At 63.4% G+C, this 16,366-nt stretch carries 13 protein-coding genes; 10 read left to right on the top strand and 3 right to left on the bottom strand.

Features of this window, described 5'->3' with window-relative positions:
- The first annotated feature begins 259 nt into the window (after nt 1–259).
- Nucleotides 260–1,384, top strand: coding sequence for a UDP-galactopyranose mutase (gene glf / locus ACQY7R_RS20385; protein WP_428307393.1), 1,125 nt, complete (start codon nt 260–262; stop codon nt 1,382–1,384).
- Between the two features lie 137 nt (nt 1,385–1,521).
- Nucleotides 1,522–2,598, top strand: a complete 1,077-nt coding sequence (locus tag ACQY7R_RS20380) for a hypothetical protein (protein ID WP_428307392.1) — start codon at nt 1,522–1,524, stop codon at nt 2,596–2,598.
- On the opposite strand, the gene ACQY7R_RS20375 is transcribed toward ACQY7R_RS20380, so the two are convergent.
- The 3 genes from ACQY7R_RS20375 to ribB all read right to left on the bottom strand — a co-directional run bounded on the left by ACQY7R_RS20375 (nt 2,588) and on the right by ribB (nt 4,968).
- Nucleotides 2,588–3,019, bottom strand: coding sequence for a hypothetical protein (locus ACQY7R_RS20375; RefSeq protein ID WP_428307391.1), 432 nt, complete (start codon nt 3,017–3,019; stop codon nt 2,588–2,590). The genes ACQY7R_RS20380 and ACQY7R_RS20375 overlap by 11 nt on opposite strands.
- Nucleotides 3,020–3,116: 97 nt before the next feature.
- On the bottom strand, nt 3,117–3,632 hold the full coding sequence (locus ACQY7R_RS20370; RefSeq protein ID WP_428307390.1) for a transposase: 516 nt from the start codon (nt 3,630–3,632) through the stop codon (nt 3,117–3,119).
- Between the two features lie 130 nt (nt 3,633–3,762).
- Complete coding sequence (ribB, locus tag ACQY7R_RS20365; protein WP_428307389.1) at nt 3,763–4,968, bottom strand: 3,4-dihydroxy-2-butanone-4-phosphate synthase; 1,206 nt, start codon at nt 4,966–4,968, stop codon at nt 3,763–3,765.
- Between the two features lie 222 nt (nt 4,969–5,190).
- Here ribB and ACQY7R_RS20360 point away from each other — a divergent pair, with 222 nt between their 5' ends.
- From ACQY7R_RS20360 to ACQY7R_RS20325, 8 genes are all read left to right on the top strand, one after another.
- Complete coding sequence (locus tag ACQY7R_RS20360; RefSeq protein ID WP_428307388.1) at nt 5,191–6,057, top strand: alpha/beta hydrolase fold domain-containing protein; 867 nt, start codon at nt 5,191–5,193, stop codon at nt 6,055–6,057.
- 92 nt (nt 6,058–6,149) lie between these two features.
- Nucleotides 6,150–7,118, top strand: coding sequence for a hypothetical protein (locus tag ACQY7R_RS20355; RefSeq protein ID WP_428307387.1), 969 nt, complete (start codon nt 6,150–6,152; stop codon nt 7,116–7,118).
- A 411-nt stretch (nt 7,119–7,529) separates the two neighbouring features.
- A complete protein-coding gene (locus ACQY7R_RS20350) occupies nt 7,530–8,003 on the top strand; it encodes a CBS domain-containing protein (RefSeq protein ID WP_152096752.1) in 474 nt (157 codons plus the stop codon).
- A gap of 79 nt (nt 8,004–8,082) precedes the next feature.
- Entirely contained in the window at nt 8,083–9,942 is a 1,860-nt protein-coding gene (locus ACQY7R_RS20345; RefSeq protein ID WP_428307386.1) for a 2-oxoacid:acceptor oxidoreductase subunit alpha, read from the top strand.
- A 166-nt stretch (nt 9,943–10,108) separates the two neighbouring features.
- On the top strand, nt 10,109–11,134 hold the full coding sequence (locus ACQY7R_RS20340; protein ID WP_428307385.1) for a 2-oxoacid:ferredoxin oxidoreductase subunit beta: 1,026 nt from the start codon (nt 10,109–10,111) through the stop codon (nt 11,132–11,134).
- A 320-nt stretch (nt 11,135–11,454) separates the two neighbouring features.
- Nucleotides 11,455–11,976: a CBS domain-containing protein gene (locus ACQY7R_RS20335; protein ID WP_428307384.1), complete on the top strand. Its 522-nt coding sequence runs from the start codon at nt 11,455–11,457 to the stop codon at nt 11,974–11,976.
- Nucleotides 11,977–12,096: 120 nt separating this feature from the next.
- Nucleotides 12,097–16,065, top strand: a complete 3,969-nt coding sequence (locus tag ACQY7R_RS20330; protein WP_428307383.1) for a proline dehydrogenase family protein — start codon at nt 12,097–12,099, stop codon at nt 16,063–16,065.
- Between the two features lie 40 nt (nt 16,066–16,105).
- Nucleotides 16,106–16,363 (top strand): DUF4160 domain-containing protein, encoded by a 258-nt coding sequence (locus ACQY7R_RS20325; RefSeq protein ID WP_428307382.1) that lies wholly within the window; start codon nt 16,106–16,108, stop codon nt 16,361–16,363.
- The last annotated feature ends 3 nt before the right edge of the window (nt 16,364–16,366 follow it).

Here is a 16,366-nt window from a genome sequence, read left to right as displayed (position 1 = left end):
CGCAAACACCGCCAATTTCGCTGGAGGAATGTGCCGGGGCGGCCCTGCTAGCACTTCGTCCACCGGCGAAGCCTGTGGCTTTTACTGCCAACGCGATTGCCTGAACTCACAGGCCGCCCACCCCCCGCACTTGTCTCGCTAGCACCCGCGGAATCGGCTTCTCCGAATCGCGGCCGGTTGTTATAAGTTCCGCCCCACCGTGCCGGCCTGACTCCGCCGGCCGCAACCTGCGAGCCCCGCGACCGCGTGAAGTGCAGTGATGAAGGCTGGTTTTGATTACTTAATCGTCGGCGCCGGCATGTACGGCAGCGTCTTCGCCCGTACCGTCGCCGAAGCGGGTCGCCGCGCCTTGGTCGTCGACCGCCGCCCCCACATCGCCGGCAACTGCTTCAGCGAACCGGTCGACGGCGTCGAAGTCCATCGCTATGGCCCCCACATTTTCCACACCCGCGACGCGCAGGTCTGGGAATTCGTCAATCGCTTCGCCGAGTTCAACCGCTACCGCCATCGCGGCGTCGTTCGGCAAGGGAACCAGCTCTACTCGTTCCCCATCAATCTTGCGACGCTGCAACAAGTCTGGGGCGTCACCACCCCGCTGGAAGCCCGCCGCCGGCTCGAAACCGTCCAACAGTCTGGCTCGCACGACAGTTTCGAAACCTGGATCGTTGGCGAAGTCGGCCGCGAACTGTACGAGCGTTTTTTCCAAGGCTACACGACCAAGCTGTGGGGCCGCGACCCGAGCGAACTCCCCGCTTCGGCGATCAAGCGTCCGCTCGTTCGCCTCACTTGGGACGACAGCTTCTTCGAAGACGAATACCAGGGCATCCCCGTCGACGGCTACGCCCGGCTGTTCGAGAACATGCTCGACCACCCGAATATCAAGGTCCAGACGAACGTCGACTTCTTCGGCAATCGTCAAGAGCTCGAAGCCGCCGCAACATCCGTCGTCTTCACCGGCAAGATCGACGAGTTTTTCGACTATCGCTTCGGCGAGCTCGAGTACCGTTCGCTGCGCTTCCAAACCACTCGCGCGACAGGCGACTTCCAAGGCGCCGCGGTGGTGAACTACGCCGACGTCAATATTCCGTACACCCGCGTCATCGAGCACAAGCATTTCGCGATGCGCGAGAGCGAGCGGACTGTCGTCACCTACGAGTATCCGCAGGCCTATCAGCAGGGACGCGAGGCGTCATACCCCGTCCGCGACTGGCGGAGCGTACAGATCTACCAGCGTTACCGCCGCCTAGCCGACGAAACCTCGACCATCATCGGCGGCCGGCTTGGTTCGTACCGCTACTTCGACATGGATCAAACGATCATCCAGGCCCTTGCCGCCGCGGAGCGGGAGCTGGGCCAATCGCTGCCAATTGCCAAGGCGGCGTAATCTCTCTCGCCGACTCTCGCCCGCATGCTAGCAAGCCGCTGCGCGCACTGGGGTTTGCGGCAAATCGCCGATCGCCTACAAAAGTGACTTAGACAGCCACTTTTGCCATTCGTCGCTCCGTCGTTGCGATCGTCCTGATGCAGCACGCCTCAGTGCAACTAGCCCGCCACATCGCCGCCATTCTTTGGCTGTCGCTCTGCTGCGCGATCCCCGCGACAGCCAAAGAATCGAAGACCGTCGACCCGTTCCTCCAAGCGGCGCAGTGGGCTGAAGAGGTTCCCGCCAACGAAGAATTCAGCGACGAATCAAACGCCGACTCCGCGCTCGAATGCACCGACGCTGTCGACTACGGCGACGAAATCGGCCTAGCAGCGCTCATCGAACCCAATCGCCTCCAATGCCGTCGCTGGGCGGTGCTCGTCGATTTCCCCATCCTGCTGCCGTATCTCGACTCGCGCGTCGTGACGACGCCCAAAGAGAACCCGGTGTTCGGACCGCGACTCTCGCTCGCCTGGCAAAACGCCAACGGGCTCGGCGTTCAAGCGCGTGGCTGGGGGTTCGACAACGCCGTCGACGTCGAAGGTTCGCCGCTCATGACGCAAAACTTCTCGTACTACTATTACCCCACCAACCTCACGGAGAACAAACTCATCTTTCGCGGCGGAAAGTTTGATCTCGACTTTTACAAGCACATGGAATTCGAGGGAGGGTACTTGCGAATCGGAGCCAGCCTGACGGCCGCTCAGCTCACCGTCCGCAACGAGTACGCCTACCAGTACACGACGTACAGCTACAATTACAACTACATCATTGACGACTACACGGGCTACTCTTACTACAACCCCACCTACACTCAGAACGTCGTCACGGTGGAGGATGCAGACAAGATTCGCACTCGCGGCGGGGGTTTGGGACTATTGCTGGAAGGATCGCACCGTATCAACAGTTCTCCGACTCACCAGTGGTCGGTGTTTGGATCTGGTCGCTTCGCCTATCTCGTCGGCGAACAGCAAGCCGATGCGTCCTACTGGCGCACAGGGCGCGACGCCAGCTTCACCGTCGGCGAAGCGGCGGTCGGCCTTGAGTACCGCCGCAAGTTCCCCCGCGCCGACTTGTTCGTGCGCTGTGCGTTCGAAATCCAAACATGGGATGTCCCGCAAATCGAACGAGTCAGCCTCGCCGGCGTCACGCCGAGCGTCGGCCTCAGCTGGTAGCCGCCGCAGCGAACCGCCGGAAGTTCGCCTCGTCGAGCGCCACCCCCTCGCGCACCAGCTCGAACACCAGCGACGCCGCCGGCCAACCGATGCACTTCAGAATCGCATCCAGCGACTCTGCCGGGCAATCGCCATGTACCTCAACGCGGTGGAGCCGATCGCCGAAGTCGAACAGATGCCCGTCTAGCTGCCAACGCTCGCCCTTAGCATCGCCTGAAATGACAAAGAACCCGTCGGGTTCGATATCAATCCGCGGCAATTTGGCTAATTGCGCGTAGGCCTCTTCAAACGTCACGGGCAGAAAGGCGTCGAATGCCTTCGCACGCACCAACTGCACGTCGACTCCACGCAGCGCAAACCGCTCGCATGCGACGGCGTGTAATGGCAGAGCAAAGATATTGGCGTGGAAGCGGTAAGGCATGTTTATCTGAGGGTCCGCCGGGGGCGAGGACGCCCCGGCTCGCAAATTTTTGTGTACTCAAGTGAGCCGGGTCGTCCCGACCCCGGCGCGCGTCAACTCACTTTGCAACCGTCGCCCGCTGCTTCGCAATGTAACGATAAACATTATTCAAGTACGCCTCATCCTTCACCGCAAGATTCGATCCCTCTTCCGCCCACCAAGTCGCCTTTGCGGGCAACGGCCACTCCGCGGAGAGCGCCTCGCCCAGCCAGCGTTTCAACAACCGTCGCACCTTCTCGCCGTGAATCGCCGGAACGATGTCGCACAATATGTGAACATGATCGCTCGCCGCAGCCGCGATCCGGCAGGTCCAACCGCCGCGTTCGCAAATGGCCGGTAGCGTGGCTTCGATAAACTCTCGCTGCGCACCAGTCAAAACGACTGGCGGGAAGTTGAGGATCTTGCGTATCGCCTGCTCGCGCTGAGCGTTGGCGGGGACGAACGCTTCGCCCCGTTTGTTGTGCTCGCGTTCGACCGTCGGCCGTACGCTGCCGTGAAGGCGAGTTCCGTAGGCGCCCCAGGTGATGTGCCACGACGTACGCGAAGGATCGAGGGCCTGTCGTGGGAGGGACATGGCGATCGCTTTTGGAGACGCACGCCGGGGTCGGGACGACCCGGCTCGCTAGCAAAGGATCGACTCCTTCCAGTGAGCCAGGGCGTCCTCGCCCCCGGTCTTTCCGAACTGCCGCTCTTTCCCAACCGCCTTACGGCAACTTATGCCCCATCTTCTCCCGCTTCGTTGCCATATACGCCGCGTTGTGCTCGTGAATCGGCCCCACGATCGGCACCTGATCGACCACTTCCAAATCAAACCCGCCGTAAATAAACGCGTCGGTCTTCTTCGGGTTGTTCGTCAGCAGCCGCACCTTCCGCAGCCCGAGGTCCTTCAGCAGCTGAATGCCGACGCCGTAGTCGCGCGGGTCGGCCATGTAGCCGAGGGCGATGTTCGCCTCGACCGTGTCCATTCCCTGATCTTGCAGCGCGTAGGCTTTGATCTTCTCCACCAGCCCGATGCCGCGGCCCTCTTGCGGCAGGTAGACCAGCACGCCGGCGCCTTCGCGGCCGATCATGTCGAGCGCCATGTGCAACTGATCGCCGCAGTCGCAGCGGAGCGATTCAAGCAAGTCGCCCGTGAAGCACGACGAATGCAACCGCACGAGCGGGGCCGCGACCGACGACGGGTCGCCGATCACGTACACCACCGGTTCCTGTGACTCATACTTCACGCCGTAGGAGATGATCTTGCCGTTGCCGTACTTCGTCGGCAGCTTCGCCTCGGCGGTGCGGTAGACCAGCTTCTCGCTCAACCGGCGATGGGCGATCAACTGCTCGATCGAAATGACCGGCAGGTCGAACTTCTTCGCCAGCTCTTGCAGCTTCGGCCGCGTGGCGCGATCGCCGTCGTCGTCGAGAATCTCGCACAGCACGCCCGCGGGGGTGAGCCCCGCCATGCGGGTGAGGTCGACGGCCGCTTCGGTGTGCCCCGCGCGACGGAGCACGCCGCCCTCTTTCGCCACGAGCGGAAACAAGTGTCCTGGCCGAATGAAGTCGGCCGGCACGCTCGTCGGATCGCACAACGCACGAATCGTCGTCGACCGCTCGCCGGCAGTGATCCCCGTCTTGCTCGTGCGGTGATCCACCGGCACGGTGTAGTTCGTGCCCAGCGGGCTATTGTTCGACTCGACCATCGCCCCCAGTTCCAGCCGCTCGCTCACGTCGGGCAGAATCGGCATGCAGAGCTGCCCGCGGCCGTAGGTGATCATGAAGTTGACGATTTCGGGCGTCACCTTCTCGGCGGCGCAAACGAAGTCGCCCTCGTTTTCGCGGTCTTCATCGTCGGCGACGATAATGACGCGTCCCTGGCGGATCGCTTCAACGGCGGACTCAATGCTGGAAAATTGATGACTCAAGGTGGGGGCCTGGGTTAAACCAATCGGCGGGTACGGACGGGTGCGGCAGGTCGAGCTAGCTTTCAGCGGTCAGCAATCAGCGATCAGCCAAACAAATGCCTTTCTAGCTGAAAGCTGATTGCTGACCGCTTCCTAGCTCTTCTGCCATTGCCGCTTTTCTGCGGTTCAGGGGATATTATAGAGGCTACAGAACTCGACCTCCATTCGACAGGAGCCCTGGGCGTGACGGGACGACGAATACTGGGCCTCGCACTTGCGGCCGCCAGTCTGCTGGCCGCTGGACAGCAGGCGTTTTCCGGCGAATTCAAAGCCAAGTACGGCGAAATCTACGCTGAGCGTGAATCGGGCCCGTTGAAGGCCGACCTCTATATTCCTGAGGGCGAAGGGCCGTTCCCGGGCGTGCTGGTGGTCCACGGCGGGGCGTGGCGGATGGGCGCCCGCGGCGACATTTCGGGCGCCGCCCAAATGCTCGCCCAGCATGGCTTCACGGCGATCGCGATCAGCTACCGCCTGGCGCCCGCCCACAAGTTCCCCGCGCAGATTCTCGATTGCAAAGAAGCGATCCGTTGGATGCGCACCAACGCCAAGCAACTGAAGATCGATCCCGACCACATCGGCGGCTTCGGCTACTCGGCCGGCGCCCACCTGGTGTCGCTCCTTGGCACGACCGACGAGAAGGATGGCCTCGAAGGGGTCAACGATCCGAAGAGCGTTCCCAGCACGCGGATTCAGTGCGTCGCTTGCGGCGGTGCGCCGTGCGACTTGCGTCCGCTGCCGGCCGACGTCGACGGCCTCGCGTTCTTCCTCGGCGGCTCGCGGGCTCAATGCCCCGAGCAGTACCGCCTCGCCTCGCCTGCCGCGTTCGTCACCCCCGACGATCCGCCGATGTTTTTCTACCACGGCGAAGATGATCAACTCGTACCGATCGCTAGCCCCGAAAACATGCAAGTCGCGCTGAAGGCCGCCGGCATTGCCAGCGACTTATACGTCGTACCTTACCTCGGCCACACCGCCGCAGCCGTCGACCGCAAAGCGATTGAACGCTCGATCGCCTTCCTCGAAGATCACCTCAAACCAAAAGCAAAGTAGCCCCCACCGCAAAGCAGCGAGCCGGGGGTCCCCGCCCCCGGCGCATTTCAAACGACTCACCACCTCCTGCCGCACACAACGATCACCCTCCATTGTCCAGACGCCCAAACGCTGAAAACGCGAACACGCCGGGGGCGAGACGCCCCGGCTCGCTCAACGATGCGTCGCATGACGACGTCTCGCCGCTGCCGCGCGAAGAGTACGTCGAACAGGCCCACCTCTTCGAAGTCCTCGCCGCCCGCATGCGCGAGAACATGCCCGCGCAAGAGATTCTCGAAAGCGTCCGCGAAGAAATCCTCGCCACGACCAAGCTGCCGATGGCGGTCGATTTCATGCTCGCCGAGCTCCGCCACCTCGGCGCGTTCGCCACGGCGATGGAACGGCTGCCGCACTACTTCACGCCGTTCCAGTCGTTCGTCATGGCTGAGGCCGAGAACGACCGGCAGCGGTTCGACATCCGCGTCGCGCTCGAAATCTTGCGTCGCGAAGCCGCATATCGCGCTGAAGGCGCGTCGCGGCAGGGATTGTTCCTCTACCAACTCGAAGTCCTCTGCCGCAATCGCATGGGCTACGACAGCGGCCTCGATGCGATCGCGAAGGATTCCGCGTTCGACGAAAGCTGGCGGAGCTGGATCTTCACCGTCCGCCGCCAGATCGGCATCGTCGACACGGCCGACTTGCTGTTCGTGCGGAGCGAGTTCTACCACGAACGCAAAGCGGCCGAGCAGGGCAACCCGTCGCTCGTCGGCGAACTGATCGCCGAGGCCACGGCCGCAGGCTTTCCGCCGCTGTTCGGCCGGCAGGAAGGCCGCATCGCCTGGGCGAACCGCAAGAAAGATCCGCTGCTGCTCTTCGGCGCCCTCCATCGTCAACTTGGCTACCCCGAAGCGCCGCGGCCCGAAGCCGAGAACCCCGAAGAGCGTTTGCTGCCTGTCCTCGCCCGACGGGTCGAGCAACTCGAATCTCGCTTAAAACTCGTCGAAGAAGAACAACGCGGCGGCATCGACCTCAACCGCTTCTACAAACCGACCGACTTCGACACCCCCAACCGCAACGAGTAGCCGTCATCCCCATAGCGAGCCGCGGGGTTCATCCCCGCGGTCTTAGCGCCACGAGCGGTCTTGCTAGCGCCCACCACCCTGACATTCTCGTAAGCAACGCATCCTTGGCCGGACCGCCACGCGGTCCGGGTCGCCCCGCCAAACGAGCCTCCATCCCGAAGGGCGTGGCCCTCCGGCTACTTCTCCACTTACATGCGTCTCAACGCGGCGTCGCCAACGCAACGTAAAACCGACGCGCGATCTCACAAAAATTAGCCCTCATTTTCCAGTTCAATCGGCGCCGGCGCGGTGTTAGATTAACAGCAGACAGACGACGGCAGGTTTCGCGAGACGGCTCTCGCCTCGCGAACCACAGCAGGTGTGCGGCGCCCGCTGCGGAGGTTATTCCGACCGACGGCACTCGGCTAGGCAGTGAGTTATCTCAGCCTCAGCACCGATCTCATCACGCAGGCCTATCCAGACGAATCGCTCCCCGTGTCGACCGACGCGACGGTGGGCGAAGTCCTGGAACTGATGCGGGCCCAACGGGGGAGCTGCGTCCTCATCTGCGGCGACGACGCCGACGGCTGCCAGCTCGAAGGGATCTTCACCGAACGCGACGCCCTCCGCTGGATGGCCGCCGGCGGCGAGACCGGCGTCAACATCCGCCTCGCGATGACGCGCACTCCCGCGACGCTTCCCGCAACCGCAAGCGTTGAAGCCGGCATTCAACTGATGGCCCAGCGCGGCTTTCGCCACCTGCCGATCGTCGACGAGCAAGGCACGCCACAAGGCGTCGTCGCCGTCGGCGGCATCGTGCAGTACCTCGTCGAACACTTCCCGCAAACGATTTACACGCTCCCGCCCGAACCAGGGAAGCATTACGAGCAACGCGAAGGAGCGTAGGTCAGACGTACCTGTCCGACGATAGCACGAGCCAATCAACTCATCCTGTAATCCTGTCCAGTCTTCAAACCAACGCATCATGGACACCCTCGCCCCCCACAAGCCCATCGCCCCGCTCGACGACGCCACCGTCCGTTTCTGCGGCGACTCGGGCGACGGTATGCAGCTTGCCGGGACGCAGTTCACCAACACCTCGGCGCTCGCCGGCAACGACGTCGCCACGTTCCCCGACTTCCCTGCCGAGATCCGCGCTCCCCGCGGCACGAAGGCGGGCGTCTCCGGCTTCCAAGTCCACTTCTCCAGCAACGACATCTACACCCCCGGCGATACGGTCGACGCCCTCGTGGCGATGAACCCGGCGGCACTCGTTACCAATCTCGAAGACCTCCGCGACGGCGGCGTGCTGATCATCAACAAAGATTCCTTCGATAAGAAAGGGCTCGAACAAGCCGGCTACAAAACCAACCCACTCGAAGACGGCAGCCTGAGCCACTACAGCATGCACCCGGTCGAGATGACCAAGCTCAACCGCCTCGCCGTCGAAGGGTTCGGCCTCACCCAGAAAGAGGCCGACCTCTGCCGCAACTTCTTCGCGATGGGGCTCGTCTTCTGGCTTTACGATCGCTCGCTCGAACCGACGCTGCGCTTCATCGCGCAAAAGTTCGGCAAGCGACCCGAAGTCGCCGAGGCGAACACCGCCAGCCTCCGCGCCGGCTACCACTATGGCGAGACGGTCGAAGCGATCAACACGCAGTACCACGTCGCCGCCGCGAAGCTGCCGCCGGGCAAGTATCGCAATATCATGGGGAACACGGCGCTCGCCTACGGCCTGCTCGCCGCGGCGAAGCTGTCGGGCAAACGACTCTTCCTCGGCGCCTACCCGATCACCCCGGCGAGCGACATTCTTCACGAACTCGCGAATCACAAGAACTTCGACGTCCTCACGTTCCAGGCCGAGGACGAAATCGCGGCGATCACGAGCGCCATCGGCGCCTCGTTCGCCGGCGAAATGGCGGTGACCGCTTCCAGCGGTCCCGGTATTGCTTTGAAGGCCGAAGGAATGGGCTTAGCGGTCATGACCGAGTTACCGCTGCTGATCATCAGCGTCCAACGCGGCGGCCCATCGACCGGCCTGCCGACAAAAACCGAGCAAGCCGACCTCATGCAGGCCCTCTACGGCCGCAACGGCGAGTGCCCCCTCCCCGTGATCGCCGCCAGCGGCCCCGCCGATTGCTTCCACGCCGCACAAGAAGCATGGCGGATCGCCACCCGATTCATGACGCCCGTCATCTTGCTGACGGATGGTTACATCGCCAACGGTTCGGAACCATGGCGCATCCCGCAGCTCAGCGAACTCCGGCCGACCGAGATCACCCATCCGGCGCCGACCGACAATAGCGACCACTTCCTGCCATATCAGCGGAACGAACGCCTCGCCCGCCCCTGGGCCGTCCCCGGCACGCCCGGCCTCATGCACCGCATCGGCGGACTCGAAAAGCAAGACGTCACTGGCAACGTGAGCTACGACCCGCTCAACCACCAGCACATGGTCGACACCCGCGCCCGGAAAGTCGCCCTCGTCGCCGACGACATCCCGCTGCAAACGGTTGACGGCCCCGCCGGCGGCGACCTGCTCGTCGTCAGCTGGGGCGGCACCTACGGCGCCTGCGCCACGGCAGTCCACAAAGTTCAACACCACGGCGGCAGCGTCGCCCACTGTCACCTGGGGTATCTCAACCCGCTCCCCAAAAACCTTGGCGAGATTCTACGCAACTATAAGCAAGTCCTCGTCCCTGAACTCAACCTTGGCCAACTCCGCATGCTGCTACGGGCGACGTACCTGGTCGACGCAATCGGGCACAACAAAGTGCAAGGCAAACCGTTCAGCGTCGGCGAGTTGGTGGAGAAGATCGAACGCTTACTCAATGATGAGAACTAAGAGGGATCTCTCGCAGAGGCGCGGAGGCGCAGAGAGAGAGAGGTCACAAGCCAAATGAAAACACAACGATAAAGTCATCACACGACAAGCAACCCGCAAAGCACTCACAGCATTTCCTCTGCGTCTCCGCGCCTCTGCGAGAGACTTGTATTCAAGAAACAAGACGATGAGCATCGAAACACCCCTCCCAGTCCTCAAACCCACCGACTTCGCCAGCGACCAAGACGTCCGTTGGTGTCCCGGTTGCGGCGACTATTCGATTCTCGCCCAGATGAAGAAGGTGCTGCCGACCCTCGGCGTGCCGCGCGAGAAGATCGTCTTCATCAGCGGCATCGGCTGCAGCAGCCGCTTTCCGTACTACATGAACACGTACGGCGTCCACTCGATCCACGGCCGCGCGCCGGCGGTGGCGACCGGCCTGAAATGCGTCCGTCCCGACCTGCAGGTGTGGGTCATCACCGGCGACGGCGACGGCCTCTCGATCGGCGGCAACCATCTCATGCACGCCATCCGCCGCAACCTCGACATCAACATTGTCTTGTTCAACAACCGCATCTACGGCCTCACCAAGGGGCAGTACTCGCCCACGTCGCCGCTGGGGCAAAAAACTAAGAGCACGCCGATGGGCGCGATCGACAATCCGCTCCACCCGCTGTCGATCGCCATCGGCTGCGAAGCAACGTTCGTCGCTCGCTCGATCGACACGAACATCAACCACCTCGGCGAAACCCTCAAGCGGGCCGCCGAACACCCCGGCGCCTCGTTCGTCGAGGTCTACCAAAACTGCAACGTCTTCAACGACGGCGCCTGGGACTACGCCAAGGACCGCGATACGAAACTCGACACGACGCTCGAACTGCAGCATGGCAAGCCGCTGCTGTTCGGCAAACTCCGCGAAAAAGGGATCCGCCTCAACGGCATGAACCCCGAGGTGGTCGAACTCGGCAAAGGAATCACCGAAGACGATCTGCTGTTCCACGACGAACGCAGTCCCGAGCCAAGCCTTGCGTACCTCCTCAGCCGCATGCGGTACGAAGATGGCTTCCCAGAACCAATCGGCGTTTTCCGCTGCGTCGACGCGCCGCGGTACGACGCCCTCATCAACGGTCAGATCGAAGAAGCGACACAGAAACGGGGACAGGGAGATTTAGAGGCGCTGTTTAATTCGGGCGACACTTGGACTGTCGAATAGCGTCGCTGCTCGAAGGCTAGACAGGAGAGAAAAGGCGGCTCGAAGAATCAATTCATTTAACCGCCAAGGACGCCAAGAGCGCCAAGGAAGTATGAGGAGAAGGTTGAACCACGACGACACGGCGGACACGACGATTAAATGCGGCGGGGAGGAATGAAAGATCAATGTTATTCATCTTCTCCTCTTCGTCGTGTCCTTCGTGCCGTCGTGGTTCAATTAATCTCTTCCTTGGCACTCTTGGCGTCCTTGGCGGTTAACTGTCTTTCATCCCGTAGATCCGCTCCATCCTGTTATCCTGTCCATACCTCAACAGACTCCCCATGCTCATCTGCCCCGCCTGCGGCTGTGAAAACCTCGAAGGCGCCGACGCCTGCGAGCAGTGCCAAGCTCCCCTCACGGAGCTGTCGCTGCCCCAAGCGACGACGCCCGTCGAGCGGGCGCTACTCCACGACCGCATCGAGATCCTCAAACCTCGCCCGCCGGTCTGCTTCCCGCCCGAGTCGCCGATCGGCGAAGTCCTCCGCCGCATGATCGCCGAGCGCGTCGGCTGCGCCGCGATCGTCGACGACCAGCAACGCCTCCTCGGCATCTTCACCGAACGCGACGCACTGCAGCGGCTTAACGTGGACGTCGACCGCCTCCGCCACAAGCCAGTCTTTTCGGTGATGACCAGCAACCCGACGACGCTCCGCGCCCGCGACAAAATCGCGTTCGCCCTCCACCGCATGAACGTCGGCGGCTTCCGCCATGTGCCGATCATCGACGACAACTCCCGCCTCGTCGGCGTGATCTCGATCCGCGGCATCCTGGCGTATCTCACCGAGCAATCTTCGATCGGCTAGCGAACAGTCAAGGCGCGCCAAATTCACCCCGCCCATTGCGCACCGTGCTCCGCTATGATTCGCCGCCCGCGTCCCTACAATTCCTTACGGCAACCCATCCCGCCGTGAAGGAGCAACACCGTGGCGCCGGCAGCGAACGATACACTCACCCACCGCCTTGCGAAACTCCTAGCCGAGACGCCCGCCGTTCATGCGGGGTCGCCCGCCAGCGACGTCGAACGCGCCCTCCTCATCGCGCGCAAGCTGCAGGGAACCGCCCGCGCGATGCAAACCTCGGCCGAGCGACGCCAGCAGGCCGAGCTCGACCGCATGATCCAGTCGCCCGCCGACAAGGCGACGATGGTCGAAATCACCGACCAGGCGTTTCGCGCGCAGCTCTCGCCCCGCGCCGCCGATCAGTTGATCCACATCCTCGACGTCCAAGGCGTCCCGAGATTCTTCGGACCGCTCGACCGCACGCTGCTGAAAGGCTTTCAATCGTTCGGCGCCTATCTCCCCGGCGTCGCAATGCCGCTCGTGAAGGAAAAGATGCAGCAAGAGACGGCCAACGTCGTGCTGCCGGCCGAGGAAGATCTGCTGCGGCAACATCTCGAAGACCGCCGCCACGAAGGGCTGCGGATGAACGTCAACTACCTCGGCGAATCGCTGCTGGGGGAGGAAGACGCCCAGGCCCGGCTCAAGTCGTACCTCCAAGCGCTACAAGAACCGTTCATCGAAGTGATGTCGGTGAAGATCTCGACGATCTATTCGCAAATCTCCGGCCTCGCCCGCGAGCACACGATCGAAGTGCTGTGCGATCGGCTCGAACTCCTCTACCGCGCCGCCGCAAAGAATAAGTTTCGCCGTCACGACGGCCAGCTTGTGTCGAAGTTCGTCTACCTCGACATGGAGGAGTATCGCGACAAGGAGATCACCTCGGAGGTCTTCATGCGGACCCTCGATCGGCCTGGCTTCGAAAAGCTCCACGCCGGCATCGCGCTGCAGGCGTACATTCCCGATTCGTTCGCCACGCAGCGCCGCATCACCGAGTGGGCCCGCCGCCGAGTGGAGCAGGGGGGCGCCCCCGCGACGATCCGCGTCGTGAAAGGCGCCAACATGGAGATGGAACGCGTCGAAGCCAGCCTCCGCGGCTGGCCGCTCGCCACGTTCAGCGACAAGCTCCACACCGACGCCAACTACCACCGCATGCTGCAGTACGGCATGCAGCCCGAGAACCTCGCCGCGGTCCGCCTGGGCGTCGCGTCGCACAACCTCTTCTCGATCGCCTACGGCCTAGTGCTCGCCGCGCAGTCGGGCCAACTCGATCACGTGCAGTTTGAGATGCTCGAAGGGATGGCGAACCACCAACGCCGCGCGCTGTTCGAACTCGCCGAGAACCTGCTCCTCTACGCCCCCGCCTGCCGGCAAGAGGATTTCATCAACGCGATCGGCTACCTCGTCCGCCGCCTCGATGAGAACACCGGGCCGGATAACTTCCTGCGTTATGCCTTCAACTTAGAAGTCGGCGGCGCCACCTGGAACCGGCTCGAGCAAAACTTCGTCGCCAGCTTCGATGTGATGAAAACGCTGAGCGACGAACCGCGTCGCACGCAGAACCGCAGCGAGGAAGATGTTGAACTTGAGGCCCCCTCCCCCTCGAGGGGAGGGCTAGGGAGGGGGGCGGAAGCGGGTACATGCGTCGCCAATGGCGAACCAAACGAGCAGGGCATCACCCCTCCCCCGGCCCCTCCCCATCAAGGGGAGGGGAGAGAACTGGTTCGAGTTTTAAATCACGATTTCACCAACGCCCCCGACACCGACTGGTCGCTCCCCGCCAACAGCGACTGGGGCGCCGACATCCTCGCCCGCTGGCACCCCCGCCACGGCGACAACGCCGCGCAAGTCCCGCTCGTGATCGCCGGCGAACAACTCTTCGACGACCGCGAAGTCCGCCCCTCGACCGACCCTTCGCGTCCCAAGACCGTTGTCGCGAAGTATCGCCAAGCAACCGCCAACGACGCCGCCCACGCCGTGCAGTGCGCCGCCGCCGACCCCGACGGTTGGCGCCGCCTCGCGCCGCGCGAGCGCACCGCGACGCTTCACCGCGTTGCCGACGAACTCGCCCGCCGCCGCGGCGATCTCATGGGCGCGATGCTCGCCGAAGGGGGCAAGCTCCTCACCGAGAGCGATCCTGAAGTCTCCGAAGCGATCGACTTCTGCCGCTTTTACGCCGACACAGCCGAGCACTTTTACGAGCTGCCTGGCCTCGCCGCGCGCGGCAAGGGAGTCGTCGTGGTCGTTTCGCCCTGGAACTTCCCGCTCGCCATCCCGTGCGGCGGCGTCGCGGCAGGCCTCGCGGCGGGGAACACGGTCATCTTGAAGCCGGCCTCCGACACGGTCCTCATCGCCCACGCGCTCTGCGAATGTTTTTGGGCCGCCGGCGTGCCGCGCACCGCGCTGCAGTTCGTCCCCTGCAGCGGCGCCACCGTCGGCCAGCAACTCATCAGCCATCACGCCGTCGACGCCGTGATCCTCACCGGCGGCACCGAGACGGCGCTCGACATGCTGCACCGCAAGCCAACGATCAACCTGCTGGCCGAAACCGGCGGCAAGAACGCCACGATCGTCACCGCACTTTCCGACCGCGACCTCGCGATCAAGAACGTTCTCCACTCGGCGTTCAGCCACAGCGGGCAGAAGTGCTCGGCGACGTCGCTGCTGATTCTCGAAGAGGAAGTCTACGAAGACGCGAAGTTCCGCGCGACGCTGTGCGACGCTGTCGAAAGTCTCCGCGTCGGCTCGGCCTGGGAGCTCCATTCAAAGATGGGCCCCCTCATCCGTTCGCCCAGCGGCGACCTCGAACGAGCGCTGAAAGAACTCGAAGAGGGCGAGTCGTGGGCCGTCATGCCGCGACTGCACGTCGATGGCAACGCTTCGCTGGTGAGCCCCGGCGTGAAGTGGGGCGTTCAACCTGGCAGCGTCACCCACCTCACCGAGTTCTTCGGCCCGCTCCTCGGCGTGATGAGCGCGAAGAACCTGCATGCGGCGATCGACCTGGTGAACGCCACCGGCTACGGCCTCACCTCGGGCCTCGAAAGCCTCGACGACCGCGAGCACCGCATCTGGCAGGAAGGAATCCGCGCGGGCAACCTCTACATCAATCGCCCCACCACCGGCGCCATCGTCCTGCGGCAACCGTTCGGCGGCATGGGCAAAAGCGCCTTCGGCCCCGGCATCAAAGCCGGCGGCCCCAACTACGTCGCCCCATTAATGGCATTCTCCGATTCCCCTCTAGCCCCGGGCTCCGCCCGGGGGTCGGCTTCCACCCACGAACACGATCACTCCCACGCAGCGCATCCCTCGGGCGAAGCCCGGGGCTACATGCCTACCACCAAAGGCGAAGAACTCGACATCGTCTTCCCCCCCGACTCCCTCATCCTCCCGCACGAATCGGTCGCCGAGCGCCAAACGCACCTCCACTCCCTCCGCCACACGCTCGCCGCGCTCGGCCAATCGGCCCGCCTCCTCACCGCCGCGGATATGGCCCACCTCGACCACGCGATCGAGAGCTACCTCGCCTGGACGCTCGACGAGTTCGAACCGGCCCACGATCACTTCCTGCTCGTCGGCGAAGACAACCTGCGGCGTTACCGCTCCGTGGCGAACGTTCGCCTCCGCGTCGCCGACGGCGACACGCCGTGGGACGTCTTCGCCCGCGCGGCGGCCGCCCGCGCCGCCGGTTGCCGCGTCGTCGTCAGTTCGTCGCCAGGGCTGCCCGAGTCGCTGCAACAAGCGGTCTCGCTGCTGGACGGGGCGACCGACAACTGGGCCGGCGCTATCGAGTTCATCACCGAGAGCGACGAGCAACTCGTCGCCGCGATCCAGGCCGGCGGAGTAGGGCGGCTCCGCTACGCCGACCGCTCGCGCGTCCCCGACGCGATCCGCATCGCGGCGACCGAGGCCTACGTCTACATCGCCGACGCCCCCGTCCTCGCCCACGGCCGCGTCGAATTGCTTTGGTACCAGCAAGAGCAAAGCCTGTCGCACGTCTACCACCGCTACGGCAACCTCGGCCGGCGGGCAGACGAACCGCGGGCGGAGGTTAAATGACCGGCAACCGTTGATTTCGCCGGTGGTGTATAATGCGATAATGCCTGAAATCTCTAGATTTCTTGGGATCATCATTCGGATGTACTATCGTGATCACGATCCGCCGCATTTCCATGCGCAGCACGGCGAACACGAAATAACGATGGAAATCGAAAGCGGCGTCGTCGAGGGAAAGTTCCCGCGTCGAGCCTTGGCCGCCGTCCTCGATTGGCACGAACTTCGACAACAAGAGCTGGCTGACAACTGGGACCGTGCACGCCAGGAAGTACCGCTTCAGCCAATCCCGCCTTTGGAGTAGCGA

The organism is Lacipirellula sp., assembly GCF_965279485.1.
GTDB lineage: Bacteria > Planctomycetota > Planctomycetia > Pirellulales > Lacipirellulaceae > Lacipirellula.
This window is presented reverse-complemented; position numbering and strand designations above follow the sequence as displayed.

Bases quoted from the DNA above. Each gene is read 5' to 3' on its own strand.
- glf (WP_428307393.1), top strand. From the start codon at position 260: ATGAAGGCTGGTTTTGATTACTTAATCGTCGGCGCCGGCATGTACGGC.
- ACQY7R_RS20380 (WP_428307392.1), top strand. From the start codon at position 1,522: ATGCAGCACGCCTCAGTGCAACTAGCCCGCCACATCGCCGCCATTCTT.
- ACQY7R_RS20375 (WP_428307391.1), bottom strand. From the start codon at position 3,019: ATGCCTTACCGCTTCCACGCCAATATCTTTGCTCTGCCATTACACGCC.
- ACQY7R_RS20370 (WP_428307390.1), bottom strand. From the start codon at position 3,632: ATGTCCCTCCCACGACAGGCCCTCGATCCTTCGCGTACGTCGTGGCAC.
- ACQY7R_RS20345 (WP_428307386.1), top strand. From the start codon at position 8,083: ATGGACACCCTCGCCCCCCACAAGCCCATCGCCCCGCTCGACGACGCC.
- ACQY7R_RS20340 (WP_428307385.1), top strand. From the start codon at position 10,109: ATGAGCATCGAAACACCCCTCCCAGTCCTCAAACCCACCGACTTCGCC.
- ACQY7R_RS20335 (WP_428307384.1), top strand. From the start codon at position 11,455: ATGCTCATCTGCCCCGCCTGCGGCTGTGAAAACCTCGAAGGCGCCGAC.
- ACQY7R_RS20325 (WP_428307382.1), top strand. From the start codon at position 16,106: ATGCCTGAAATCTCTAGATTTCTTGGGATCATCATTCGGATGTACTAT.